The sequence below is a fragment of the Phycicoccus avicenniae genome (assembly GCF_018139485.1).
In the GTDB taxonomy this organism is placed as follows: Bacteria; Actinomycetota; Actinomycetes; order Actinomycetales; family Dermatophilaceae; genus Phycicoccus; species Phycicoccus avicenniae.
Window position 1 is genome coordinate 103,885 of record NZ_JAGSNF010000012.1, and the last position, 22,855, is coordinate 126,739.

Sequence of the window (22,855 nt, forward strand, 5' to 3'; positions counted from 1 at the left end):
CTGTCATTTCTGCCGGCGCAGAATAACTGGACCTTTTGTCTTCCTGTGTGACATAAACACCTCGTTCAAGGTTAACGACGGCCTTCACGGTGCTCTCGCCGCGCGGCATAATCGGCCGCACGTCGTGACCACCCTGCCGGTCTACGGAGGAGGACAGGTGCCGCGAGCACGAGGGCGTCGCCCGGCGGGAAGCAACACACGCGAGACGATCGCCGCTGCGGCGGCGCGACAGTTCGCGGAGCTGGGCTACCCGCACACGACCCTGCGAGGGATCGCCCGCGAGGCGGACGTCGACACGCGCCTCGTGACCCATTACTTCGGCACGAAGCAGAACCTCTTCGTCTCCGTCGTCGAGTTCCCACTCGAGCCGTCCGCCGTCGTCGACGGCCTGCTGTCAGAGGGGCCCGGCCGGGTGGGGCACCGGCTCGCCCGCCTCGTCATCGAGACCCTCGAGACCCCCTCGGCGCGGCAGACGATGACCGGCATGCTGCGGGCGGCGGCCTCCGAGGACGACGCCGCGACCCTCGTCCGCGGACTGCTCACGGACCGCCTCGTCACCCCACTGGCGCGGATGCTCAGCGGCGACCGACCCGACCTGCGCGCCGCGCTCATCGGCACCCAGCTGACCGGCTACGTGTTCGCCCGGTACGTCGTCGAGCTCCCCGGGATGACCGAGACCTCCGCCGAGGAGCTGGCGACCGTCGTCGGACCGGTGCTCCAGCACTACCTCACCGGCGACCTCGGGTCCGCCCCCGGCGCCTGAGCGGGCCGTCTAGCGTGGCCGCCATGGCCACCCTCCACCTGCTCCTCGCCTCCGCCTCCCCCGCCCGGCTCTCGACCCTGCGCGCGGCCGGGCTGGACCCGCTCGTGCGCGTCTCGACCGTCGACGAGCCCGCGGCCGTCTCGGCCGCCGAGGAGCGGCACGGGTCGCTCGCCGCGCCCGACGTCGCGCTCCTGCTCGCGCGGGCCAAGGCGGAGGACGTCGCCGGGACCCTCACCGCCGAGGGGGGCACGGACGCCGACCTGCTCCTCGGCTGCGACTCCGTCCTCGAGCTCGACGACGAGGTGCACGGCAAGCCGGCCGACGCCGCCGAGGCGGTCGCCCGTTGGCGTCGGATGCGGGGCCGGTCCGGCGTCCTGCACACCGGCCACTGGCTGCTCGACCTGCGTGGCCGGGACGTGGGCGGTACCGGGGGCATGGTCGGGGGGACCGCGTCGACGACCGTGCACTTCGCCGACCTCGACGACGACGAGCTCGAGGCGTACGTCGCGACCGGGGAGCCGCTCCGGGTCGCGGGGGCCTTCACCCTCGACGGCCTGGGCGGCCCGTACGTCACGGGCATCGAGGGCGACCCGAGCAGCGTCGTCGGGGTGTCCCTGCCCCTGCTGCGCGACCTGGTCCGTGACCTCGGTGTCGCCTGGCACGACCTCCGCCGGGTGACGTGACGCCCGACCTGCAAGTACTTGACACATTGGAAAGTACTTTCGTAGCGTCGAGTCATGTCCACACCGACGAGCGGAGAAGACGTCATGCACGAGATCACCCCACGCGAAGCGCGCCGACGGCTCGACCACCTCGAGGCCGCCACCGCCAACCGTGACGCCGAGCGGCGCATCCACGCGCTGGCCACGGCCGGCTTCGGTGTCCTCATGGGCGGTTACCTCACGATCTCCCGCGTCGTCGAGGAGACCCGGTTCGAGACGGTCGCCCTCGTCCTCTACGTGGTGCTGCTCGGAGCCCTCGCCGCATGGCAGACCCGGGGCGCACTCGCCTGGCCCCGGCACGCCCGTCGGACGTCCTGGCTCGGGCTCGGCGGCACCTTCGTGCTCTTCATGGGCGCGGTCGTGCTCTTCAACGTCCGTGAGGTCGCCCGCGAGGACGGCGGGGCACCCGGCCCCGAGAACGTCGTCCTGCTCGTCGCAGCCGGCGTCCTCACCGCGACCCCGATGCTCGTCGCCGCCGTGCGGATCCGTCGCGGCGGCGGGGTGTGAGCACCGAGGAGAAGGCCGGCGCCGGCCATGCTCGGCATCGGCTCGACGACGTCATCCACGCCCCCGTCCGGTTCAGCATCGTCGCCACCCTCGCCGGGGTCGACGAGGCGGAGTTCGCCATGGTCCGCGACGAGGTCGAGGTCTCCGACTCGGCTCTGTCCAAGCAGGTCTCGACCCTGGAGCAGGCGGGGTACGTCCGCGTCCGCAAGGGCTACATCGGCAAGCGTCCGCGGACGTGGCTGTCGCTGACGGCTCACGGCCGGCGCGCGTTCTCGGACCACCTCGCCGCGCTGCGCGAGATCGCGGGCGGCTGATGCCGACCGTCGGCCCGCGCCGACGGTCGGGCCGGGTGCCGGTCAGACCGGGGGGACGCCCCGGCGCTTGTCGGCGAAGTGCCGGTCGCGACGGGCGGCGTAGCGCAGCCGGAGCAGCAGCTCGGCCCGGAGCGCGTCCGGCTCGACGACCTGGTCGACGACGAGGTCGGCGGCGAGCCGCTCGAGGTCGACGTCGGCGAGGTACTCCGCCCGCCGCTCGGCGACGAAGGCCTCGCGGGCGTCGGCGCCCTCGGTCGCCTCGATCTCGGCGATCCGGTTCGCGTACACGGCGTTGACGGCGGCCTCGGGGCCCATGACGGCGATCCGCGCCGTCGGCAGGGCGATCGTCGCGTCCGGGCCGAAGCCCGGCCCGCCCATGGCGTAGAGGCCGGCGCCGTACGCCTTGCGGACGACGACGCACACCTGGGGGACGGTCGCCGAGGAGACGGCCGAGACCATCTTCGCGCCGTGCCGGATGATGCCACCGCGCTCGACCTCCGAGCCGATCATGAAGCCGGGGACGTCGGCGAGGTAGACGAGCGGGACGTTGAAGGCGTCGCACAGCCAGATGAACCGGGCCGCCTTGTCGGCGGAGTCGCTGAAGAGCACCCCGCCCTTGACGGCCGAGTTGTTCGCGACGACGCCCACGCTCTCGCCGCCCAGCCGGGCGAACCCGACGACGAGCTCGGGGGCGAAGAGGGGCTTGATCTCGAAGAAGCTGTCGTCGTCGACGAGACCGTCGAGCAGGTCGTGGACGTCGAACGGCTGGCTCTCGCGCTCCGGGACGGCGTCGCGCGCGAGCGGGGCCACCGGCTCCTCGGCCGTGTACGACGGCGGGGCGGCGCGCCAGCTGTCCGGGAGGTAGGACAGGTACAGGCGGGCGAGCTCGATGGCCTCGGCGTCGTCGGCGGCGAGCAGGTCCCCGACGCCGGAGACGGTGCAGTGCATCCGCGCCCCGCCCATCTCCTCGAGCGAGACCTTCTCGCCGACGACCATCTCGGCCATCCGCGGGCTGCCGAGGTACATCGACGCGTTGCCCTCGACCATGACGATGACGTCGCAGAAGCTCGGGATGTACGCGCCCCCCGCCGCCGACGGCCCGAAGAGGCAGCAGACCTGTGGGACCTTCCCGGACAGGGCGACCTGGTTGTGGAAGATCCGGCCCGCGCCCCGACGGCCCGGGAACATCTCGACCTGGTCGGTGATCCGGGCACCGGCGGAGTCGACGAGCCAGAAGACCGGCAGCTCCTCGCGCAGCGCCGTCTCGGTGGCGCGGACGATCTTCTCCACGGTCCGGGCGCCCCAGGACCCGGCCTTGACCGTCGGGTCGTTGGCGATGACGACGACCGGGCGGTCCTCGACGGTCCCGCGGCCGGTGACGACGCCGTCGGCGGGCAGCCCGCCCGCGAGGGCGTTGGCGTAGCGGCCGTCCTCGACGAAGGAGCCCTCGTCGACGAGCAGGGCGATCCGGTCGCGGACGTAGAGCTTGTCCTGCGCGGCGAGCTTGGCCGCGGCCTTCTCCGACGGGGCGGCCGACGCGGCGTGGGCGCGCTCGAGCCGGGCCCGGACGTCGGCGACGCGGGGGTCGCGCTCGGTCACAGCGGCAGACCCATCGCCTTGGCGAGCACCATCCGCTGGACCTCGGAGGTGCCCTCGCCGATCTCGAGGATCTTGGCGTCGCGGTAGAACCGCGCGACGGGGTACTCCTCCATGAAGCCGTTGCCGCCGAACACCTGGGTCGCGATGCGGGTGGCGGTCACGGCCGCCTCGGAGGTGTACAGCTTGGCCTTGGACGCCGCCTGCGCGACCTCCTGGGCCGAGCGCCGCCCCGCCTCGTGCTCGTCCTTGAGCCACGCGGCGCGGTAGGTGAGCAGCCGGGCCGCCTCCTCCATGACGGACAGGTCGGCGACGGGGAAGGCGACGCCCTGGTTGCTCCCGATGGGCCGGCCGAAGGCGGTGCGCTGGGTGGCGTACGCCGTCGCCTCCTCGCGCATCCGCACGACGAGCCCGAGGGCGAGGGCGCTGATCGCGATGCGACCGTCGTCGAGGGTCTTCAGGAACTGGCGGAAGCCCTGGCCCCGCTCCCCGAGCAGGTGGTCTGCGGGCACCCGGCAGCCGTCGAAGGACAGCCCGTGGGTGTCGGAGATGTTCCAGCCGAGCTTGTCGTACGGGGGCTCGACGGTGAAGCCGGCCGTCCCCGAGGGGACCATGACCGCGGAGATCTCCGGGCGGCCCTCGGCCGTGGTGCCGGTGCGCGCGGTGACGGTGACGACCGAGGTGATGTCCGTGCCCGAGTTGGTGATGAACGACTTGGCCCCGTCGACGACCCACTCCCCCGCGTCCTCGTCGAGGACGGCCTTGGTGCGGGTGGCGCCCGCGTCGGACCCCGCGTCCGGCTCCGTGAGCCCGAAGCCCGCGAGGGCGCGCCCGGCGACGAGGTCAGGGAGGAAGCGCTCCTTCTGGGCGTCGGTGCCGTACGTGAGGATCGGGTTGATCCCGAGCCCCACCCCGGCGGACAGGGTGATCCCGATCGACTGGTCGACCCGGCCGAGCTCCTCGATCGCGAGGCAGAGGCTCGTGAAGGCCCCGCCCTCGGAGTGCTCCAGCGAGCCGCCGTAGGCCTCGGGGACGACGAGCCCGAAGAGGCCCAGCTCACCCATCCGGGGTACGAGGTCGGCCGGGAAGTGGTGGTCGCGGTCCCACTGCGCGACGTGCGGCTCGACGGCCTCGGTCGCGAACTCCCGCACGACGGCGCGGAAGTCCTCGTGGTCCTTGCTCAGCTCGTACATGGCGCCCCTTCGCGTCGGGTCCGGCCCCGGGTCGCGGTGGCCGGCGGGTGGGTCAACGTTCTTGACGTTGACGTCAACGTAAAGCAATACTCGGTCCCGTGACAACCCGGACCACCGCGACCACGCCGCCAGCGCCCTCGGACGAGGGCGGGCGCACGTGGACCATCGCCGAGGTCGCCGAGGAGTTCGGCGTCACCCACCGCACGGTCCGCCACTACGAGGCCCTGGGCCTGCTCTCCCCCGAGCGGCGCGGGACGACCCGCGTCTACCACCGGCGGGACCGCACCCGCCTCGGTCTCGTCCTGCGCGGGCGTCGGCTCGGGTTCCCCCTCGAGGAGATCCGCACGATCATCGACCTCTACGACGCGCCCCGCGGCCGCCGCAGCCAGCTCGAGTACGTCCTCGCCCAGATCGACGCGCGTCGGGCCGACCTCGAGCAGCGCCGCGCGGACCTCGAGGCGGCGCTCACCGAGCTCGACGGCTTCGAGCGCCGCTGCCGGGAGGACCTCGACCGCATCGGCTGAGCCGGCACGGAGTCGCCCGGACCTCCCGCCGCGCCCCCTGCTGACGCCGCGGGAAGGTCCGGGCACGCCGATCATCCCGGACCGTGGCGCCGTCCGTCCATGACCCGATGTGACCAGATCCCGCGGGTCGGGCCGAGGTGTCCCGGCGTCAGCGCGACGCGAGGAAGGCGTCGATCTCCTCCCGCGTGGGGCAGCTGTCCGGGCCACGCCGGGTCACCGTGAGCGCACCGGCGGCGTTGCCCCTGGCGGCAGCCTCGGACCACGTCGCGCCGGCGAGCCGCTCGGCGAGCAGGACGCCGGTGTGGGTGTCACCCGCGCCGTTGGTGTCCACCGGCCGCTGCGGGTGGCCGGGCACGAACACCCCGTCCCCGTCGGCCCGCACCAGACACCCCCGGGGGCCGTCCCGCACGACGACGACGGCCCCGCGGGGCAGCATCGTCGCGAGGACCTCGGCGGACTCCCGGATGCCGCCCACCCCCGCGAGGGCCGAGGCCTCGTCCGCGTTGCCGGACCACACGGTCGTCCGGGAGAGCACGGCCTCGCGGGCCTCGTCGTCCGCGTGCACGAAGGTCGCGCCCGGGTCGAGGACGACGTCGACGCCGCCGTCGAGGGTGCCGAGCCACTCGACGAGCGGGTCACGGGTCCGCCCGACGAGCGAGTAGCCGCTCACGCACACGAGGTCGCCGGGCCGGGGGGCGCTCGTCGCCAGGGACGCGGCGGTGATGCACCGCTCGGCGGCCTGGGTGGTGACGAACGTGCGCTCGGCCGTCGGCTCGACGAGGACGACGCAGATCCCGGTGTCGAGGTCCTCGACCGGCGGCGCCGACAGGGCGACGCCCGCGGTGCGCAGCGTCTCGCGGACGAGGTCACCGTTCGGCCCGGTCCCCACCGCCCCGGCGTGCACGGCGCTGGCCCCCGAGCGGGCCGCGGCCAGCAGGGTCGTCGTCGCACCGCCGGCGTACCGGCGCTGGCTCCCGGCCATGACGTTGCCGCCCCGGGCCGGGATCTCCGGGACCTCCAGGACGACGTCGACGAGGGCCTGCGCGGTGTGGATCACCCGGGGTGCCATGCCGCGACCCTAGCGATGTGGGCGGGCCCGCCGCGCCGCGGTGGACGGCCGGGTCCCCCGTCGTCAGCCGACGCGGGCGCGGACCTCGTAGAGCTCGGGGAAGAAGGTGAGGTCGAGGGCGCGGCGGAGGAAGTCGACGCCGCTCGAGCCACCGGTACCGACCTTGTGGCCGATGGTCCGGGTCACGACCTGCAGGTGACGGAAGCGCCACTGCTGGAAGAGGTCCTCGACGTCGACGAGCTCCTCGCACGTCTCGTACACGCCCCAGTGCTCGTCCGGCGCGGCGTACACGGCGGCGAACACCTCGACGAGCGCCGGGACGAGGCGGTACGGCGCGGTGACGTCCCGGTCCAGCACCTCCCGCGGGACGGGGTACCCGCGCCGCGCGAGCAGCCGGAGGAACTCGTCGTACACCGTCGGCTCGGCGAGGAGCTCCTCGAGCCCCGCGCGGGCCCGCGCGTCGTGCTCGAAGACCCGCACCATGTCGGCGTTCTTGTTGCCGAGCAGGAACTCGACGGCGCGGTACTGGTCGCTCTGGAAGCCCGAGCTTGTCGCGAGGAAGGGGCGGATCTGGGCGTACTCGCTCGGGGTGAGGGTGGCGAGGACGTCCCACATCTCGACGAGCTGTCGCTGGACGTGCTTGACCCGGGCGAGGCGCTTGAGGGCCGGAGCGAGCTCGTCGGCGGCGAGGAGGGAGCGGGCGGAACGCAGCTCGTGGAGCAGGAGCTTCAGCCACAGCTCGGACACCTGGTGCTGGACGATGAACAGCAGCTCGTCGTGCTGCGGCGGCTCGCTCCGGGGGTGCTGTGCCGACAAGAGGGTGTCGAGGTCGAGGTAGGCGCCGTACGACATCGCCCGACCGAAGTCGGTGCGGATGCCCTCCTCGAGGGTCCGCCGGGCCCGGTCCACCACGTCGTCGCTCATGGCGTCATCGTGCCACCGCCGGCGCTCCGCCGACCGCGGGGAGCCCCTCGTCCGAACGGCCCCCGCGGGCGCCGAACCGCGCCGGGTCGCGCCCGGGTCTGGCTACGGTGCGCGAGCATCGCCATCCGTGGAAAAGGAGCCCCCGGTGTCCCGAACCGGACGCACCCGCCTGACGACGACGGCCACCGTCCTCGGGACGCTGCTCGTCGTCGTCGCCGAGATGGCCCTGCTCACGGGCATCTGGCACCTCGGTGACGACGTCGAGCACCGCCGGGAGGCCCGAGCGGCCCTGTCGGGGACCCTCGCACCCCTGACGCCCGGCACCGCGGCGGACGCCACCGCCGCCGTCCGCGCGGCGACGGACTCCCTCGTCGCGAGCGGTGTCGACACCGGGCCCGGGACCCCGGGAGCCGCGGTCGTCGCCGGCACCGACGCCCTCCTCGCCGACCCGCGCGACCCGGCGGCGCTCTCGCGTCTGCGCGCCGCCGACGCCGCGCTCGGCGACGCGCTCGACGACGCCTCCCGGGACCGCTCCCTCCTCGCCGCCGGGATCCACGCGGCGCTGCTGGCCCTGGTCTCGGTCGGTTGGTTCGTGTGGTTCCGTCGCCTCGTCGACCGCCACCGTGCCCTCGAGCGCCGCCTCACCGCCCAGCAGGTCGTCGACCAGCGCGAGCGGCGGCTGCTCGCGCTCGTCCAGAACAGCGCGGACCTCATCGTCGTCCTGGAGAAGGACGGGACCGTCTCGTTCGTCAGCCCCTCCTCCCGGAGCGTGCTCGGCCGCTCGCCCGAGGACCTCCTCGGTCGCACCCCGGCGGAGGTCTTCGGGCAGGACGCCCAGGCCGTCGTGCGCACGCTCGCCGACGCCCGCTCGGGGGACCGGCCGGTCCGGATGCGGGTGCCCCACGCGGACGGCCGGACGCTCGTCACCGAGGGGACGATGACCAACCTCCTCCACGAGCCCTCCGTGGCCGCCTGGGTCCTCACCCTGCGCGACGTCACCGAGCAGACCCGGCTCGCCGAGCAGCTCTCGCACCAGGCCTTCCACGACTCGCTCACCGGGCTCGCCAACCGCGCACTCTTCGGCGACCGGCTCGACCACGCGCTCGCCCGCCGCCGCCAGGACGCCCCGTGCGCCGTCCTCTTCCTCGACCTCGACGACTTCAAGGAGGTCAACGACGCCCACGGCCACTCGGTCGGCGACCTGCTGCTCGTCGCGGCGACCGACCGGATCCGCGGCGCCCTGCGCCCGGGCGACACCGCGGCGCGGCTCGGCGGGGACGAGTTCGCGGTCCTCCTGGAGGACACGACCCGGGAGACGGCCGAAGCCGTCGCGCGCCGCCTCCTCGAGGTCCTGGCCGAGCCGGTCGACATCGGCGAGCGCGCGTGGTCGGTGCGCGCGAGCATCGGCGTCGCCGTGACCGGCGCCGAGGAGGTCGCCGGCGAGGAGGTCCTGCGGGACGCCGACGTCGCCATGTACTGGGCCAAGGACCAGGGCAAGGGCTCGGTCGCGGTCTACGACCCGACCCGGCACGCCGCGTCGCTCGAGCGGCTCGCGCTCCAGAACGAGCTGACCCGCGCCGTCGAGGAGGACGAGCTGGTCCTGCACTTCCAGCCGACGATCACCCTGGCCTCGGGCCGGATCACCGGCTTCGAGGCGCTCGTGCGCTGGCAGCACCCCGAGCGGGGCCTGCTGCCGCCGTCGGAGTTCGTGCCCGCCGCGGAGCGCTCCGGCCAGATCGTCGCCCTCGGCGGGTGGGTCCTGCGCGCCGCCTGCCGCGCCGCCACCGACCTCCAGCGCCCGGACGGTCCGGTGTCGATGGCCGTCAACGTCTCCGCCGACCAGCTCGCGAGCCCCCTGTTCCTCGACGAGGTCCGCGGCGCGCTCGAGGACAGCGGCCTGCCCGGGCACCTGCTGACGCTCGAGGTCACCGAGTCCGTCGTCCTCGGGGACGTCACCGCCGCGGCCGAGGCGCTGTCCGCGCTGCGGGCCCTCGGGGTGTCGGTCGCGATCGACGACTTCGGCACCGGCTACAGCTCGCTGTCCTACCTCTCGCGGCTGCCGGTCGACATCCTCAAGGTCGACAAGTCCTTCATCGACAAGATCGGCGCCGAGGGACACGCCGACACGGTCACCCTCGCGATCCTCGAGATGAGCCGGACGATGCGGATGGTCACCGTCGCCGAGGGCGTCGAGACCGTCGAGCAGGCATCCTGGCTCAGCGAGCGGGCGTGCGGTGTCGGCCAGGGCTACTACTGGTCCCGGCCGGTCCCCCTGGACCAGGCCCGTGGGCTGCTCGGCCCGCCCTCCGAGCCCACCGCTGCGGCTGAGCCGGAGCCGGTCACCGCCGCCACGACGTCGGACACCGAGGCCTCCGTCCCCGCCTGACCCCGAGGGCACCGACAGGCAGAAGGGTCCGGAGCGGCGCCGCGAGCCCCGTTCGACCGCCTTCTGCCTGTCCGAGCGTCCGCCCGTCGGTCCGGGTTCTCCGGCTCAGTCCGGCTCGACCCCGAGGAGGGCCGCGTGGCCCCGCCCGTCGACCCGGAGCACCGCGACCGCCGTCCCGCCGCGGACGGCGTCCTCCATCGCGCGGGCCTCGTCCTGGGGCAGGAACAGGCTCTCGATGCCGCACGACAGCCGCCACGACGCGTCGTCGCACGCGAGGTAGGGGCCACCCTCCGGCCGGGTCCGGGTCACCGGCCCGCCGACCCACACGTCCCCGGACCGGGTGAGCGGCACGAAGGCCGCCCCCTCCCCCTCACCCTCCGGGCTCGGCAGGTCCGAGTAGTCGAGGTCGACGTAGGCCCCGCGGAAGGGGTCGACCGGGTCGAAGGGCGCGACGCGGAGGCGGATCTCGTCCCCGGTGAGCCGCGCGGAGAGCGGGGCCCACACCGCGACGCCGACGAGCAGCGCCTGGACGACGAGGGCGACGGCGAGCCGGAGGACGCGACGGGAGGTCGGCGGCGTCATCACGCGGCTCTCCCCTCGGCCACGAGCCGGCGCCTGCCCCGGTCGGCGAGGACGCCGGTCCCGAGGAGGACGAGACCGACGGCGAGGAAGAGCACGGCGCCCGACAGCACCGGCGCGAAGACGGCGAACGCCTGGGTCGTCGTGAAGACGACGAGCGCACCGGTCGCCACCCAGGTGAGCCGGCCGCTGCCGCGCATCCCGCCGAGGACGGCGTAGCCGCTCGCGACCGCGAGGTACACGACGACGGCGACGACGGCCCGGGCCAGGTCGCCCGCCGCGAGCTGCGAGGGGTCGGTGATGCTCGTCGAGGTGCTCCACGACACCAGGACGAGCGCGGCGGCGAGGACGGCGGCGCCGACCCCGACCTCGAGGCGGTCGACCCGCGTCGCCCCGGCGCCCGGCACGAGGGAGGCACCGGCGAGCAGCACGGCGGCGGCGAGGACGACGACGGCGAGGACCGACCACGTCGGCGGCGCGTCGAAGAACGGCAGCGCCGCGACGAAGAGGGCGCCGAGCGCGAGGACGGCCCCGACCTCCCGCCACGGCAGGCCGAGCCCGACCGGGACGAGCCCGCGACGACCGGCCGGGCCGTGCAGGACACCGAGGGCGACGGCTCCCAGGCCCACCGCCGCGACGGCGACGACCGCGGCCCCGGGGTCGGTCGCGGTGTCGACGACGTGCCAGACGACCCACCCGGCGGACAGGACGATGCCGACGAGGACCGGGGAGACACCGCCCACGGCGTAGCCGTACACGAGGGCGCCGAGGGCCCAGATGCCGACGAGCGACGGCTCGTAGGCCGGGACCTGGAGGCTCTGGGCGGCCTGGAAGACGACGGCGCCGAAGGCGGCGACGGCGAGCAGACGGAGGGCGCCGACGAGCGGGGACCCCTCGTCCTCGCGTCGTCCACCGGTCCGGGCCGCGACCGTCTCCGCGGCGGTGACGAGGCCGAGCCAGAGGAGGACGACGAGGGCGAACCGGACGAGTGGCGAGAGGTCGTCGAGGTTGGCCGCGACGAGCCAGATGACCCCGAGGCCGACGAACGCGGCGCCCAGGGTGAGGACGATGCGGGCGAGCGTGACCCGCCGGTGGGCGACGTAGCGCCCGCGGATCGACGCCGCGGTGCCGGCGTCGAGGAGGCCGTCGGCGGCCCAGGCGTCGAGCTGGTCCTCGAGCCAGGCCAGGCGGGACGGGGTCGCTCGCACGGGCGGTCGGGCCTCCCCCGGTGCCGTCGGGGACGGCGGGGGCGGTGCGGTGGGTGGCGCGGTCATCGCGGCCTCCTCGTGGGACGGGCGCCCGGGGTGGGCGCACCCCATCGTCCCGCTCGGGACCCCGCGCCGTCATGGGTCGTCGTACTCAGGTCGCGGGCGCCGCCGCCTTCCGCCGGCGACCGCCGACGAGGCGGGCCCGCACCGGCGCCTGCGCGAGCAGGACCCCGCCGAGGACGAGCACCATCGCTCCGAGGTGGCCGAGCCCGAACGCCTCACCGAGCAGCACGACGCCGAGGACCGTCCCGACGACGGGGTTGAGCAGCCCGACGACGGCGACGGCGCCGGCGTCCATCCGGGTGAGCCCCCGGAACCACACGACGTAGCCGACGACCGACCCGGCGAGCCCGAGGTAGACGAGCGCGAGGACCGCCGGGACGTCGAGCGCCGGTGGGCCGCCCTCGACGACGAGGGCGACGGGGACGAGGAGCAGCCCGCCCGCGACGAGCTGCCACGACGTCGTGACGAGGACCGAGCCCGGCGGGGTCCACCGCTTGACGAGGACGAAGCCGACCGATGACGACACGACGGCCCCGACCATCGCCGCGACGCCGACCGGGTCGACGACGCCGTCGCCGCCGCCGAGGCGGACGAGGACGACGACCCCGACGATGCCGGTCACGGCAGCGACGAGGGTCACGGGCGGCTGGCGCTCGCCGATGGCGAGGCGGGCGACACCCATGACGACGAGCGGCGACAGGGCCGTGAGGGTGGCGCCGAGCCCGCTCGGCAGCCGGTAGGCCGCGACGTAGAGCAGGCCGAAGAAGACGGCGTGGTTGAGCGTGCCGAGCAGGGTGGCGCGCCCCCACCACGGGCCGCTGGGGAGCCGCCGCAGCCAGAGGAGCATGAGCAGGCCCGCCGGCAGGATCCGCAGGACGGCGGCGAGGAGCGGCCGGTCCGGCGGGAGGAACAGCTGGGTCACGGCGTAGGTCGACCCCCACACCGCCGGGGCGACCGCGGTGAGCAGAACGGTGCGGAGCGTCGCCGAGTTGTCTTCCACGGAAGGGACATTACCTTCCGTGGAAGATAGTGTCCACTCATGGACCACGTGCAGACCGTCCACGAGCAGTGGCTCGTCGAGCGGCCCGACCTCGACACCACCCCCGTCCTCGTCATCGGCCGGATCTCCCGGCTCGCCGCGGCGCTCACCCCCGAGCTCGTCGCCGTCTACGCGCGGTTCGGCCTCGGCGAGGGCGAGTTCGACGTCCTCGCGACGCTGCGCCGCCAGGGCGACCCGTACGCCCTGACCCCGAGCGAGCTGTCCGCCCGCACGATGGTCACCTCGGGTGCCGTGAGCAAGCGGCTCGACCGGCTCGAGGCGGCCGGCCTCGTCGAGCGCCGGGCGAGCACCGGCGACGGCCGCTCGCGCACCGTCCACCTCACCGCCCGCGGCCGCGAGGTCATCGACGAGGCGATGACGGCGCACATCGACAACGAGCGCCGGCTGCTCGCCGCCCTGCCCGACGCCGAGCGGGACGAGCTCGCACGCCTCCTCGGACGGCTCGCCTCCGCCCTCGGGGCGTGAGTCCCGCCACGTCCGCGCGACGTCGGTCACGGCCACCCGGCCGGGCCCCGGACGGGCCGCTAGAGTCCACGACCATGGCCATCACCAAGGTCCTCATCGCCAACCGGGGCGAGATCGCCGTGCGCATCGCCCGCGCCTGCGCCGACTCCGGCATCGCGTCGGTCGCCGTCTACGCCGACCCCGACCGGGACGCCCTCCACGTGCGGGTCGCCGACGAGGCGTACGCCCTCGGCGGGCAGACCCCGGCCGAGTCCTACCTCCTCCAGGAGAAGCTCGTCGAGGTCGCGCAGCAGGCGGGCGCCGACGCGGTGCACCCCGGCTACGGCTTCCTCGCCGAGAACGCCGACTTCGCCCAGAAGGTCATCGACGCGGGGCTGACCTGGATCGGCCCCGGACCGCAGGCCATCGACAGCCTCGGCGACAAGGTCAAGGCGCGGCACATCGCCCTCGCCGCCGACGCCCCGCTCGTCCCCGGCACGAAGGACCCCGTCGAGGGACCCGAGGAGGTGGTCGCCTTCGCGCAGGAGCACGGCCTGCCGGTCGCCATCAAGGCGGCCTACGGTGGCGGCGGTCGCGGCCTCAAGGTCGCCCGGACGATGGAGGAGATCCCGGACCTCTTCGACTCCGCCGTCCGCGAGGCCGTCACCGCCTTCGGTCGCGGCGAGTGCTTCGTCGAGCGCTTCCTCGACCACCCCCGGCACGTCGAGACCCAGTGCCTCGCCGACCAGCACGGGAACGTCGTCGTCGTCTCGACCCGCGACTGCTCGCTGCAGCGGCGCAACCAGAAGCTCGTCGAGGAGGCCCCCGCGCCGTTCCTCAGCGAGGAGCAGCACGCCGAGCTCGTCCGTGCCTCGAAGGCGATCCTGTCCGAGGCCGGCTACGTCGGCGCCGGGACGTGCGAGTACCTCGTCGGGCCGGACGGCCACATCAGCTTCCTCGAGGTCAACACCCGCCTCCAGGTCGAGCACCCGGTGTCCGAGGAGGTCACCGGCATCGACCTCGTCCGTGAGCAGCTGCGGATCGCGAACGGTGAGGAGCTCGGCTACGACGACCCGCAGCCGCACGCGCACTCCATCGAGTTCCGGATCAACGGCGAGGACGCCGGGCGGAACTTCCTGCCCGCCCCCGGCACCGTGTCCCGGATGGTCGTCCCGCAGGGCCCGGGGGTGCGCTGGGACGCCGGCATCGTCGAGGGCGACACCGTCGCCGGGGCGTTCGACTCGATGATCGCCAAGCTCGTCGTCACCGGACGGACCCGGCAGCAGGCGCTCGAGCGGTCCCGCCGCGCGCTCGCCGAGCTCGTCGTCGAGGGCATGCCGACCGTCGTGCCGTTCCACCGCAAGGTCGTCTCCGACCCGGCGTTCGCGCCGGGCGACCCGGACGAGCCGTTCACCGTGCACACCCGGTGGATCGAGACCGACATGGACAACGACATCGAGCCCTACGCGGGCCCGGCCGCCGAGGGCGAGGAGCCGCAGGAGCGCCGCACCCTCGTCGTCGAGGTCGGCGGCAAGCGGCTCGAGGTGTCGGTGCCCGGCGACATGTCGTTCGGCGGCGGCGGTGGCGGTGCGAGCCGGAAGAAGGCGCCGCGGCGCAGCAGCCGGGGCGGGGGCGGGGCGGCGGTGTCCGGCGACTCGCTCACCGCGCCGATGCAGGGGACGATCGTCAAGATCGCCGTCGAGGACGGGGCCACGGTCGCGGCGGGCGACACCGTCGTCGTCCTCGAGGCGATGAAGATGGAGCAGCCGATCACGGCCCACAAGGCCGGCACCGTCACCGGCCTGACCGCCGAGGTCGGCGCCACGGTGACGAACGGCGCCGTCATCTGCGAGATCGCCGACGCCTGACCGCCGGGTACCCGGCGGCGGGCGTCAGGCGGGGGCGTCGTCGACGTCGCGGCGCGGCTGCGGGTCGTCGTCGGTGCCGGGCTCGGGGTTCGGGGCCGGCACACCGTCGTCGCCCGGACCCGCCGGGGCGCCCGGCTCCGGGGCGGGCTCGGGGTCGGGGTCGACGTCCGGGTCGACGTGCTCCGGCTGCTGCGTCATCAGGCGCCCGAGGTAGGGGTGTCCCCGTCGGGGCGGGAGGTCCCGGTCGACGGCGGCGGGGGCGGAGGGGTGCTGCCGCCGCCGGACGTCGGGCCACCGGACACGGTGCCGCCGGTGCCGGACGCGCCGGACGACGGCACGCCGAGGCCCTTGCGCAGGGCGTCGCCGCCCTTGCCGACCTTGTCGGAGTGCTGCGGACCGGCCTTGCCGCGCACGAAGCCCTCGACCTTGCCGATGGCGTCCGAGGTCTTCTCGGGGTTCTTGCGGGCGTAGTCCTTCACCTTGTTGACGGCGCCGAGCAGCGCGGCGGCACGGAACTTGGCCATGGCGTCCTCCTGGGGTCGCGTCCGAGGTCACGACCCATCCTGCCCTACCCGCAGGTGAGCGGCCCGGACGGACGTCAGTCGGTCGGGTGCAGGCGGCGCGCGGCCTCGGCGATGGAGCCGGACAGCGACGGGTACACCGTGAAGGTCGAGGCCACCTGGTCGACGTTGAGCCGGTGCTGCACCGCGAGGGTCACGGGGAAGACGAGCTCGGAGGCCCGCGGCGCGACGACGACGCCGCCGATGACGGCCCCGGACCCCTTCTGGGCGAAGAGCTTCACGAACCCGTCCCGGATGCCGAGCATCTTCGCCCGGGGGTTGCGGGAGAGGGCGAGGGTCAGCACGTCGGCGTCGACCCGCTCCTCGGCGAGGTCCTTCTCGGACACCCCGACCGTCGCGATCTCCGGGTCGGTGAAGACGTTCGCCGAGACGACGTCGAGGTCGAGCGGCGCGACGGCGTCCCCGAGGGCGTGCGACATCGCGATCCGCCCCTGCATCGCCGCGACGGACGCGAGCGGCAGGACGCCGGTGCAGTCCCCGGCCGCGTAGACCCCACGCACCGAGGTCCGCGAGACCTTGTCGACGACGACGTGCCCGGACGGCGCGAGCTCGACGCCGACCTCCTCGAGGCCGATGCCCCGCGTCTGCGGGACGGACCCGACGGCGAGCAGGGCGTGCGACCCGGTGACCTCGCGGCCGTCCTCGAGCCGGACGAGCACCCCGTCGTCGGTGCGCTCGACGGACGCCATCCGGGACCGGCCGAGCACCTCCATCCCCCGCTTGCGGAAGACCTCCTCGATGACCTCGGCCGCGTCGCCGTCCTCGCCGGGCAGGACCCGGTCCCGGGAGGAGACGAGGACGACCTCGGAGCCGAGCCCGAGGTAGGCCTGGGCGAGCTCGGCGCCGGTGACGCCGGAACCGACGACGACGAGCCGCTCTGGCAGCTCGGTGAGGTCGTAGATCTGCTGCCACGTGAGGATCCGCTCGCCGTCCGGGACGGCGGTGTCCATGACCCGGGGCGCCGCGCCGGTCGCGACGAGGACGACGTCGGCGTCGAGGTCGCGGGCCTCGCCGTCGTCACCGGTGACCCGGACCGACGTCGGGGAGGTGAGCGTCCCGGCCCCGGTGACGACCTCGACCCCCACCTCGTCGAGGCGGCTGCGGATGTCGCGGCTCTGGGCCTCGGCGAGGGCGAGCACCCGGCGGTTCACGCCCGGCAGGTCGGCGACGGCCTCGGGTGCGCCGTCCCCGTGGTCGTCCTCGAGCTGGACGCCGAGGTCGGAGGCGACCCCGATGTCGTTCATGTACTCGGCGGTCGAGATGAGCGTCTTGCTCGGGACACAGTCGGTGAGGACCGACGCGCCGCCGATGCCGCTGCGCTCGACGACCGTGACCCGGGCCCCGAGGTGGGCGGCGACGAGGGCCGCCTCGTACCCGCCGGGGCCACCGCCGAGGATGACGACTCTGCTGGACCGCGCACTCACGGGAGCCATCCAACCATCCGCACTCAGTGGACCGGCTGCGGCCGCCCCGTCCCGACCCGGGCGAGCCGGTCCCCGACGACGACGAGCGCGGCCGTCGTGGCCGCGAGCGCGACGAGGGCGGCGAGCGCCCCGAGCGGCTCGTCGAGCGCGAAGGTCGGGAGCATCCGGCCGGGCACCGCGACGGCGAACACCATCGCGACGGCCGACCCGACCCAGCTGCCCGTCATGTTCCCCCGGTGGCCGCGCAGGTCGCCGCGGCGGACGGCGACGACGCCGAGGGTCACGGTGACGAGGGTGACGACGCTGAGGACGTGCAGCCAGCTGAACCCGCCGTCGCGCAGGTGGCGGATCCAGAAGGACGACACGGCGGCCCACAGCATGAGGCCGACCCACACCCGCCCGAGGAGCCGGTGGCGCAGGTCGCCCTTGCGACGGACGAGCTGGACGACACCGAGCGCCACCGAGACGAGGGCGGCGGCGACGTGGGAGACGAGCAGCGGGGTCCACAGGTCCATGGGTCAGTCCTCCGGGACGTGGTCGGACAGGTCGGTGACGAGGGCGAGGAGGGCGGCCGGGTCGTGGCCCCGGTCGCGGACGAGGGCGTCGAAGCGGCCCCCGAGGACGTCGTCGGCGACGGCGAGGCGACGCCCGCCCTCGGCGGTGACGTGGAGGGTGCGGCCGCGGCCGTTGGGCCGGACCTCGAGGAGGCCGTCGGCGGCGAGGCCGGCCACCATCCGGCTCGTCGCGGCCTCGCTCGACCCGTTGCGCTCGGCGAGCGCGCGCTGGCTCGGGCCGTCCAGCTCGGACACCTGGAGCAGGGTGAGGAAGCGGCGGTAGGTCAGACCGGTCCCGGCCTCGGCGAGCAGCGCCTCGGCGCGACGGTCCATCCGGGCGACGAGGACGTGGAGCTGGTGGGCGAGGCTGGGCACCCGATCAGAGTTGCACATGCAAGTTGCAGCCGCAAGGACACGCGTCGAGATCGGGCAACACGCAGGCGGACGGCCCGCTCCGCCTGCGTGTTGCCCGACGTCGAGCGTCCATGACCCCGGCCCGGCACCCTCCCCGGCATCGGTACGCTGCCCGGGTGACCGACAGCGCCGCCGCCCACGACCTCACCGACCCCGCCGTCGACCCGTTCGCCGTCGCCGAGGCCGCCGCCGCGGTCATCCGCGAGCGCACCGGCGTCGAGCGGCACGACGTCGCCCTCGTCCTCGGGTCGGGCTGGGGCCAGGCCGGCGACCTCGTCGGCGAGACCCTCGCGACGATCGAGAACACCGACGTCCCGGGCTTCGCGGCCGCCGCCGTCCACGGGCACACCGGCACGATGCGCTCGGTCGCCATCGGCGACACCGGCCGCCGGGCCCTCGTCTACGGCACCCGCACCCACTTCTACGAGGGCCGCGGCGTCCGCTCCGTCGTCCACGGCGTCCGCACCGCCGCGGCCGCCGGCTGCTCGGCCGTCGTCCTCACGAACGGCTGCGGCGGCCTGCGCCCCGAGTGGACCCCCGGCACCCCGGTCCTCATCTCCGACCATCTCAACCTCACCGGCGCCACCCCGCTCGAGGGCGCGACCTTCGTCGACCTCACCGACCTCTACAGCCCGCGGCTGCGCGCCGCCGCCCAGGAGGTCGACCCGACCCTCGACGAGGGGGTCTACACCCAGTTCCGCGGCCCGCAGTACGAGACCCCGGCCGAGGTGCGGATGGCGAAGGTCCTCGGCGGCGACCTCGTCGGGATGTCGACCGCGCTCGAGGCGATCGCCGCCCGCCACGTCGGTCTCGAGGTGCTCGGCATCTCGCTCGTGACGAACGCCGCCGCCGGCATCTCCCCCGACCCGCTGAGCCACGAGGAGGTCATCGAGGCCGGCAAGGCCGCCGCCGACCGCTGCGGCCGGCTCCTCGCGACCGTCGTCGAGCGGATCTGAGGTCGCCTGCGATGCCCTCCACCCCGCCCGAGACCGCCGACGTCGTCGCCGCCGCCCGTGCGTGGGCGGCCGACGACCCCGACCCGCGGACCCGTGACGAGCTGACCGGGCTCGCCGACGCCGCCGAGGGCGAGGACACCGCTGCCGCCGACGAGCTCGCCGACGCGATGTCCGGGCTCCTCGAGTTCGGCACCGCCGGGCTGCGCGGCCGGCTCGGCGGCGGACCGCACCGGATGAACCGCGCCGTCGTCATCCGCGCCGCCGCCGGGCTCACCGCGCACCTGAAGGCCGTCGCCGACACCCCGTTCGTCGTCGTCGGCTTCGACGCCCGGACGAACAGCGACGTCTTCGCCGCGGACACGTGCGCCGTCGTCACGGGCATGGGCGGCCGCGCCGCGCTCCTCCCCCGGCCGCTGCCGACCCCCGTCCTCGCGTACGCGATCCGCCACCTCGGCGCCGACGCCGGCGTCATGGTCACGGCCTCGCACAACCCGCCGGATGACAACGGCTACAAGGTCTACGTCGGCGACGGGTCGCAGATCGTCCCGCCCGTCGACCGGAGCATCGCCGACGCGATCGCCGCCGTGGAGTCCGTCGCGTCCGTCCCGCGGGCCGAGGACGGGTGGGAGACCCTCGGCGAGGACGTGCTCGAGGCCTACCTGCGCGACGTCGTCACGGTCGTCGACCCCGGCACCCCGCGGGAGCTGTCGGTCGTCCACACCGCACTGCACGGCGTCGGCGCCGACACCGTCCGCCGGGCCTTCGTCGCCGCGGGCTTCGACGCCCCCGAGCCGGTCGCGTCGCAGGCCGAGCCGGACCCGCTCTTCCCCACCGTCTCCTTCCCCAACCCCGAGGAGCCGGGGGCGATGGACGCGGCCTTCGAGCTCGCCGAGCAGACCGGCCCCGACGTCGTCGTCGCCAACGACCCCGACGCCGACCGGTGCGCCGTCGCGGCGCCCGGCCCGGGCGGCTGGCGGATGCTGCGCGGCGACGAGATCGGGGCGCTCCTCGGGGCGCACGTCCTCGACCGCGGGGTCGCGGAGGACGCCGTCTTCGCGTGCTCGATCGTCTCCTCCCGGATGCTCGCGACGATGTGCCGCGCCGCCGGGGTCCGGCACGAGGAGACCCTCACCGGCTTCAAGTGGATCGGCCGGGTCGAGGGCCTGCGGTACGGCTACGAGGAGGCCATCGGCTACTGCGTCGACCCCGGCCACGTCCGGGACAAGGACGGGGTGTCCGCGGCGCTCGCCGTCGCCGAGCTCGCCGCCGGGCTCAAGGCGCAGGGCCGGACCCTCCAGGACCGGCTCGACGACCTCGACCGGGAGCACGGGGTCCACGCGACCGACGCCTTCTCCGTCCGGGTCGAGGACCTCTCGCTCATCGGCACGGTCATGGAGCGGCTCCGGGCGCAGCCGCCCACGAGCATCGCCGGCATCGACGTGGCCCGCGCCGACGACCTCGCCGAGGGGACCGAGGACCTGCCGCCGACCGACGGGCTGCGCTGGTACCTCGCCGACGACGCCCGGGTCATCGTCCGGCCGTCCGGCACCGAGCCGAAGCTCAAGGTCTACCTCGAGGCGGTCGAGGAGCCGACCGACGACCTCGCCGCCGCCCGCGGCCGGGCCCGGGACCGGCTCGCGGCCCTCCGCAGCGACCTCGAGCGGCTCACGACCCCCTGACCCGGCCCGGGACACCCACGGGGCCGCGTCCCGAGGGCGGACGGGACGGTCGCCGACGGTCCTCCCGTCGCGCGAGGACCGTCGGTGACCCCCTACGCTCGGGAGATGGAGCGGACCTACCCCCCGGGCGTCACGTGCTGGATCGACGCCGAGCAGCCCGACATCGAGGCCGCGCAGCGGTTCTACGGGCCTCTTCTCGGATGGGAGTTCACGCTCGCGACGCCGCCGGACGCCCCGCTGCGGTACGTCGTGGCAACCCTCGACGGCGCGGACGCGGCCGCCCTTGCCGAGGCGCCCAGCGGTCCCGCTCGGTGGTCGACCTACGTCGCGGTCAGCGACACCGACGCGTCCGTCGAGCGGGCCGTCGCCCTCGGCGGCACGGTCCTCGAGGCCCCGACCGACGCGGGACCCGGCGGTCGGGGCGCGGTCGTCCTCGACCCGGAGAGCAACGAGATCCGGCTCTGGCAGGCTCGGAGGCGGCTCGGGGCCCAGGTGGCGAACCTGCCGGGCGCCTGGAACTTCAGCAACCTGCGGTCCCGGGATCCCGATCGGGTCGGCTCGTTCTACGAGGCCCTCTTCGGGTGGCGCCTGGTCGACCAGGGGTGGGCGACGGCCATCCAGGTCCCCGGGTACGGAGACCACCTCGAGTCCACCGTCGACCCGGACATCCGGGTCCGTCAGGCCCAGGCCCCCGAGGGCTTCGCCGACACCATCGGGGCGATCGTCCCCGCGGAGGACGAGGAGCCCGGCTGGTACGTCGTGTTCACCGTCGCCGACCGCGACGACGTGGTGGACCGGGTCCCCGACCTCGGGGGCACCGTGCTCCTCCGGCTCGAGACGGAGTGGACCCGTGAGGTCGTGGTCCGCGACCCCCAGGGAGCGGTCTTCACGGCGAGCCAGTTCACCCCGCCCACCTCCTGGGACTGACCCCTCCCGGTGGGCCGAGGGCCGGTGACGGGTCCGCGGCAGCGCCCGTACACTCGCCGGGTGAGTACCGCCACCGACGTCGACGTGACCGCGCGCGCCCGCGACCTGCTGGGTGTCTCGCGCCTGACGAACTCCGCCCTCACGGGCTGGCTGCACGGCCTGCCGGGCGTCGACCAGGTCGGCTGCGAGGCCCGCGCCGCGGGGCTGTCGACCCGCTCCATCAAGACCTCGAGCAAGGCGTGGGCCATCGACCTCGCCATCTCGATGATCGACCTCACGACGCTCGAGGGCGCCGACACCCCCGGCAAGGTCCGCGGCCTCGCGACCCGGGCGCTCGTGCCGGACCCGACCGCCCCGGACACCCCGAGCCCGGCCGCGGTCTGCGTCTACGGAGACATGGTCGGCATCGCGAAGGAGACGCTCGGCGACTCCGGCGTCAAGGTCGCCGCCGTCGCCACCGCCTTCCCGAGCGGCCGCGCGAGCCGCGCCGTCAAGCTCGCCGACACCCGCGACGCCGTTGCGGCCGGGGCCGACGAGATCGACATGGTCATCGACCGCGGGGCGTTCCTCGCCGGCGACTACCTCTCCGTCTTCCGCGAGATCGCCGAGACGAAGGAGGCCTGCGGCGACGCCCGCCTCAAGGTCATCATGGAGACCGGCGAGCTCGTGACGTACGACAACGTCCGCCGCGCGTCGTGGCTGTCGATGCTCGCCGGCGGCGACTTCGTCAAGACCTCGACGGGCAAGATCTCCCCGGCCGCGACGCTCCCCGTCACCCTGACGATGCTCGAGGCGGTCCGCGACTGGCACGACCTCACCGGCGAGCAGGTCGGCGTCAAGCCGGCCGGCGGCATCCGCACGAGCAAGGACGCCATCCGCTACCTCGTCACCGTCCACGAGATCGCCGGCGAGGCGTGGCTCGACAACCACTGGTTCCGGTTCGGGGCCTCCTCGCTCCTCAACGACCTCGTCCTCCAGCGCCAGCGGATGGCGACCGGCGCGTACTCCGGCGCCGACTACGTCGCCGACGACGCCCCGAGCGCCTACTGACCCCGAGCACCGACCGCACCGCACCCGCACCGCAGACGCAAGGACCTTCG

The 22,855-nt window shown here is 74.6% G+C and carries 24 protein-coding genes; 12 read left to right on the forward strand and 12 right to left on the reverse strand.

Features of this window, described 5'->3' with window-relative positions; translation table 11 throughout:
* Positions 1-124: 124 nt before the first annotated feature.
* Genes KC207_RS09425 through KC207_RS09440 form a run of 4 tightly spaced genes read left to right on the forward strand, consistent with a single transcriptional unit; the run spans position 125 to position 2,306 of the window.
* Positions 125-763, forward strand: a complete 639-nt coding sequence (locus KC207_RS09425; protein ID WP_211602762.1) for a TetR/AcrR family transcriptional regulator — start codon at positions 125-127, stop codon at positions 761-763.
* A gap of 23 nt (positions 764-786) precedes the next feature.
* Positions 787-1,446, forward strand: a complete 660-nt coding sequence (locus tag KC207_RS09430) for a Maf family protein (protein ID WP_211602763.1) — start codon at positions 787-789, stop codon at positions 1,444-1,446.
* Positions 1,447-1,500: 54 nt separating this feature from the next.
* Positions 1,501-1,992 (forward strand): hypothetical protein, encoded by a 492-nt coding sequence (locus KC207_RS09435; RefSeq protein WP_211602764.1) that lies wholly within the window; start codon positions 1,501-1,503, stop codon positions 1,990-1,992.
* On the forward strand, positions 1,989-2,306 hold the full coding sequence (locus KC207_RS09440) for a winged helix-turn-helix domain-containing protein (RefSeq protein ID WP_211602765.1): 318 nt from the start codon (positions 1,989-1,991) through the stop codon (positions 2,304-2,306). Before KC207_RS09435 ends, KC207_RS09440 begins: the two co-directional genes overlap by 4 nt.
* 42 nt (positions 2,307-2,348) lie before the next feature.
* Here the strand turns inward: KC207_RS09440 and KC207_RS09445 are convergent, their stop codons facing one another.
* Positions 2,349-3,905 carry an acyl-CoA carboxylase subunit beta gene (locus KC207_RS09445; RefSeq protein ID WP_211602766.1) on the reverse strand — a complete coding sequence of 519 codons (1,557 nt, stop codon included), beginning with the start codon at positions 3,903-3,905 and terminating at the stop codon, positions 2,349-2,351.
* On the reverse strand, positions 3,902-5,095 hold the full coding sequence (locus KC207_RS09450; protein ID WP_211602767.1) for an acyl-CoA dehydrogenase family protein: 1,194 nt from the start codon (positions 5,093-5,095) through the stop codon (positions 3,902-3,904). Before KC207_RS09450 ends, KC207_RS09445 begins: the two co-directional genes overlap by 4 nt.
* 98 nt (positions 5,096-5,193) lie before the next feature.
* On the opposite strand from KC207_RS09450, the gene KC207_RS09455 reads away from it, so the two are divergent.
* The gene (locus KC207_RS09455; RefSeq protein ID WP_211602768.1) at positions 5,194-5,619 is read left to right on the forward strand and encodes a MerR family transcriptional regulator; all 426 of its coding nucleotides are present in this window, start codon (positions 5,194-5,196) and stop codon (positions 5,617-5,619) included.
* A 148-nt stretch (positions 5,620-5,767) separates the two neighbouring features.
* Here KC207_RS09455 and KC207_RS09460 read toward each other — a convergent pair whose 3' ends face one another.
* Together KC207_RS09460 and KC207_RS09465 are read right to left on the reverse strand one after the other, a co-directional pair.
* On the reverse strand, positions 5,768-6,688 hold the full coding sequence (locus KC207_RS09460) for a PfkB family carbohydrate kinase (protein WP_211602769.1): 921 nt from the start codon (positions 6,686-6,688) through the stop codon (positions 5,768-5,770).
* 63 nt (positions 6,689-6,751) lie between these two features.
* Positions 6,752-7,612 carry a tryptophan 2,3-dioxygenase gene (locus tag KC207_RS09465; RefSeq protein ID WP_211602770.1) on the reverse strand — a complete coding sequence of 287 codons (861 nt, stop codon included), beginning with the start codon at positions 7,610-7,612 and terminating at the stop codon, positions 6,752-6,754.
* A gap of 145 nt (positions 7,613-7,757) precedes the next feature.
* On the opposite strand from KC207_RS09465, the gene KC207_RS09470 reads away from it, so the two are divergent.
* Entirely contained in the window at positions 7,758-9,998 is a 2,241-nt protein-coding gene (locus KC207_RS09470) for a putative bifunctional diguanylate cyclase/phosphodiesterase (RefSeq protein WP_211602771.1), read from the forward strand.
* 105 nt (positions 9,999-10,103) lie between these two features.
* On the opposite strand, the gene KC207_RS09475 is transcribed toward KC207_RS09470, so the two are convergent.
* The 3 genes from KC207_RS09475 to KC207_RS09485 all read right to left on the reverse strand — a co-directional run bounded on the left by KC207_RS09475 (position 10,104) and on the right by KC207_RS09485 (position 12,848).
* Positions 10,104-10,580, reverse strand: coding sequence for a GDYXXLXY domain-containing protein (locus KC207_RS09475; RefSeq protein WP_211602772.1), 477 nt, complete (start codon positions 10,578-10,580; stop codon positions 10,104-10,106).
* A complete protein-coding gene (locus KC207_RS09480; RefSeq protein WP_211602773.1) occupies positions 10,580-11,851 on the reverse strand; it encodes a DUF2157 domain-containing protein in 1,272 nt (423 codons plus the stop codon). Before KC207_RS09480 ends, KC207_RS09475 begins: the two co-directional genes overlap by 1 nt.
* Positions 11,852-11,936: 85 nt before the next feature.
* The gene (locus KC207_RS09485; RefSeq protein ID WP_211602774.1) at positions 11,937-12,848 is read right to left on the reverse strand and encodes a DMT family transporter; all 912 of its coding nucleotides are present in this window, start codon (positions 12,846-12,848) and stop codon (positions 11,937-11,939) included.
* Positions 12,849-12,887: 39 nt separating this feature from the next.
* Here KC207_RS09485 and KC207_RS09490 point away from each other — a divergent pair, with 39 nt between their 5' ends.
* Positions 12,888-13,373, forward strand: coding sequence for a MarR family winged helix-turn-helix transcriptional regulator (locus KC207_RS09490; protein WP_211602775.1), 486 nt, complete (start codon positions 12,888-12,890; stop codon positions 13,371-13,373).
* Positions 13,374-13,447: 74 nt separating this feature from the next.
* Entirely contained in the window at positions 13,448-15,220 is a 1,773-nt protein-coding gene (locus tag KC207_RS09495) for an acetyl/propionyl/methylcrotonyl-CoA carboxylase subunit alpha (protein ID WP_211602776.1), read from the forward strand.
* A gap of 24 nt (positions 15,221-15,244) precedes the next feature.
* Here the strand turns inward: KC207_RS09495 and KC207_RS09500 are convergent, their stop codons facing one another.
* The 5 genes from KC207_RS09500 to KC207_RS09520 form a co-directional block, all read right to left on the reverse strand.
* Positions 15,245-15,418 carry a hypothetical protein gene (locus KC207_RS09500; protein WP_211602777.1) on the reverse strand — a complete coding sequence of 58 codons (174 nt, stop codon included), beginning with the start codon at positions 15,416-15,418 and terminating at the stop codon, positions 15,245-15,247.
* The gene (locus KC207_RS09505; RefSeq protein WP_211602778.1) at positions 15,418-15,744 is read right to left on the reverse strand and encodes an antitoxin; all 327 of its coding nucleotides are present in this window, start codon (positions 15,742-15,744) and stop codon (positions 15,418-15,420) included. Before KC207_RS09505 ends, KC207_RS09500 begins: the two co-directional genes overlap by 1 nt.
* Positions 15,745-15,818: 74 nt before the next feature.
* Positions 15,819-17,234, reverse strand: coding sequence for an NAD(P)H-quinone dehydrogenase (locus tag KC207_RS09510; protein ID WP_211602779.1), 1,416 nt, complete (start codon positions 17,232-17,234; stop codon positions 15,819-15,821).
* A gap of 14 nt (positions 17,235-17,248) precedes the next feature.
* The gene (locus tag KC207_RS09515; RefSeq protein WP_211602780.1) at positions 17,249-17,740 is read right to left on the reverse strand and encodes a DUF2306 domain-containing protein; all 492 of its coding nucleotides are present in this window, start codon (positions 17,738-17,740) and stop codon (positions 17,249-17,251) included.
* A 3-nt stretch (positions 17,741-17,743) separates the two neighbouring features.
* A complete protein-coding gene (locus KC207_RS09520; protein ID WP_211602781.1) occupies positions 17,744-18,154 on the reverse strand; it encodes a MarR family winged helix-turn-helix transcriptional regulator in 411 nt (136 codons plus the stop codon).
* A 155-nt stretch (positions 18,155-18,309) separates the two neighbouring features.
* On the opposite strand from KC207_RS09520, the gene KC207_RS09525 reads away from it, so the two are divergent.
* From KC207_RS09525 to deoC, 4 genes are all read left to right on the forward strand, one after another.
* Entirely contained in the window at positions 18,310-19,149 is an 840-nt protein-coding gene (locus KC207_RS09525) for a purine-nucleoside phosphorylase (RefSeq protein WP_249138668.1), read from the forward strand.
* An 11-nt stretch (positions 19,150-19,160) separates the two neighbouring features.
* Positions 19,161-20,828: a phospho-sugar mutase gene (locus KC207_RS09530; RefSeq protein ID WP_211602783.1), complete on the forward strand. Its 1,668-nt coding sequence runs from the start codon at positions 19,161-19,163 to the stop codon at positions 20,826-20,828.
* Positions 20,829-20,933: 105 nt separating this feature from the next.
* Complete coding sequence (locus KC207_RS09535; protein ID WP_211602784.1) at positions 20,934-21,755, forward strand: VOC family protein; 822 nt, start codon at positions 20,934-20,936, stop codon at positions 21,753-21,755.
* Between the two features lie 60 nt (positions 21,756-21,815).
* On the forward strand, positions 21,816-22,805 hold the full coding sequence (gene deoC, locus KC207_RS09540) for a deoxyribose-phosphate aldolase (RefSeq protein ID WP_211602785.1): 990 nt from the start codon (positions 21,816-21,818) through the stop codon (positions 22,803-22,805).
* The last annotated feature ends 50 nt before the right edge of the window (positions 22,806-22,855 follow it).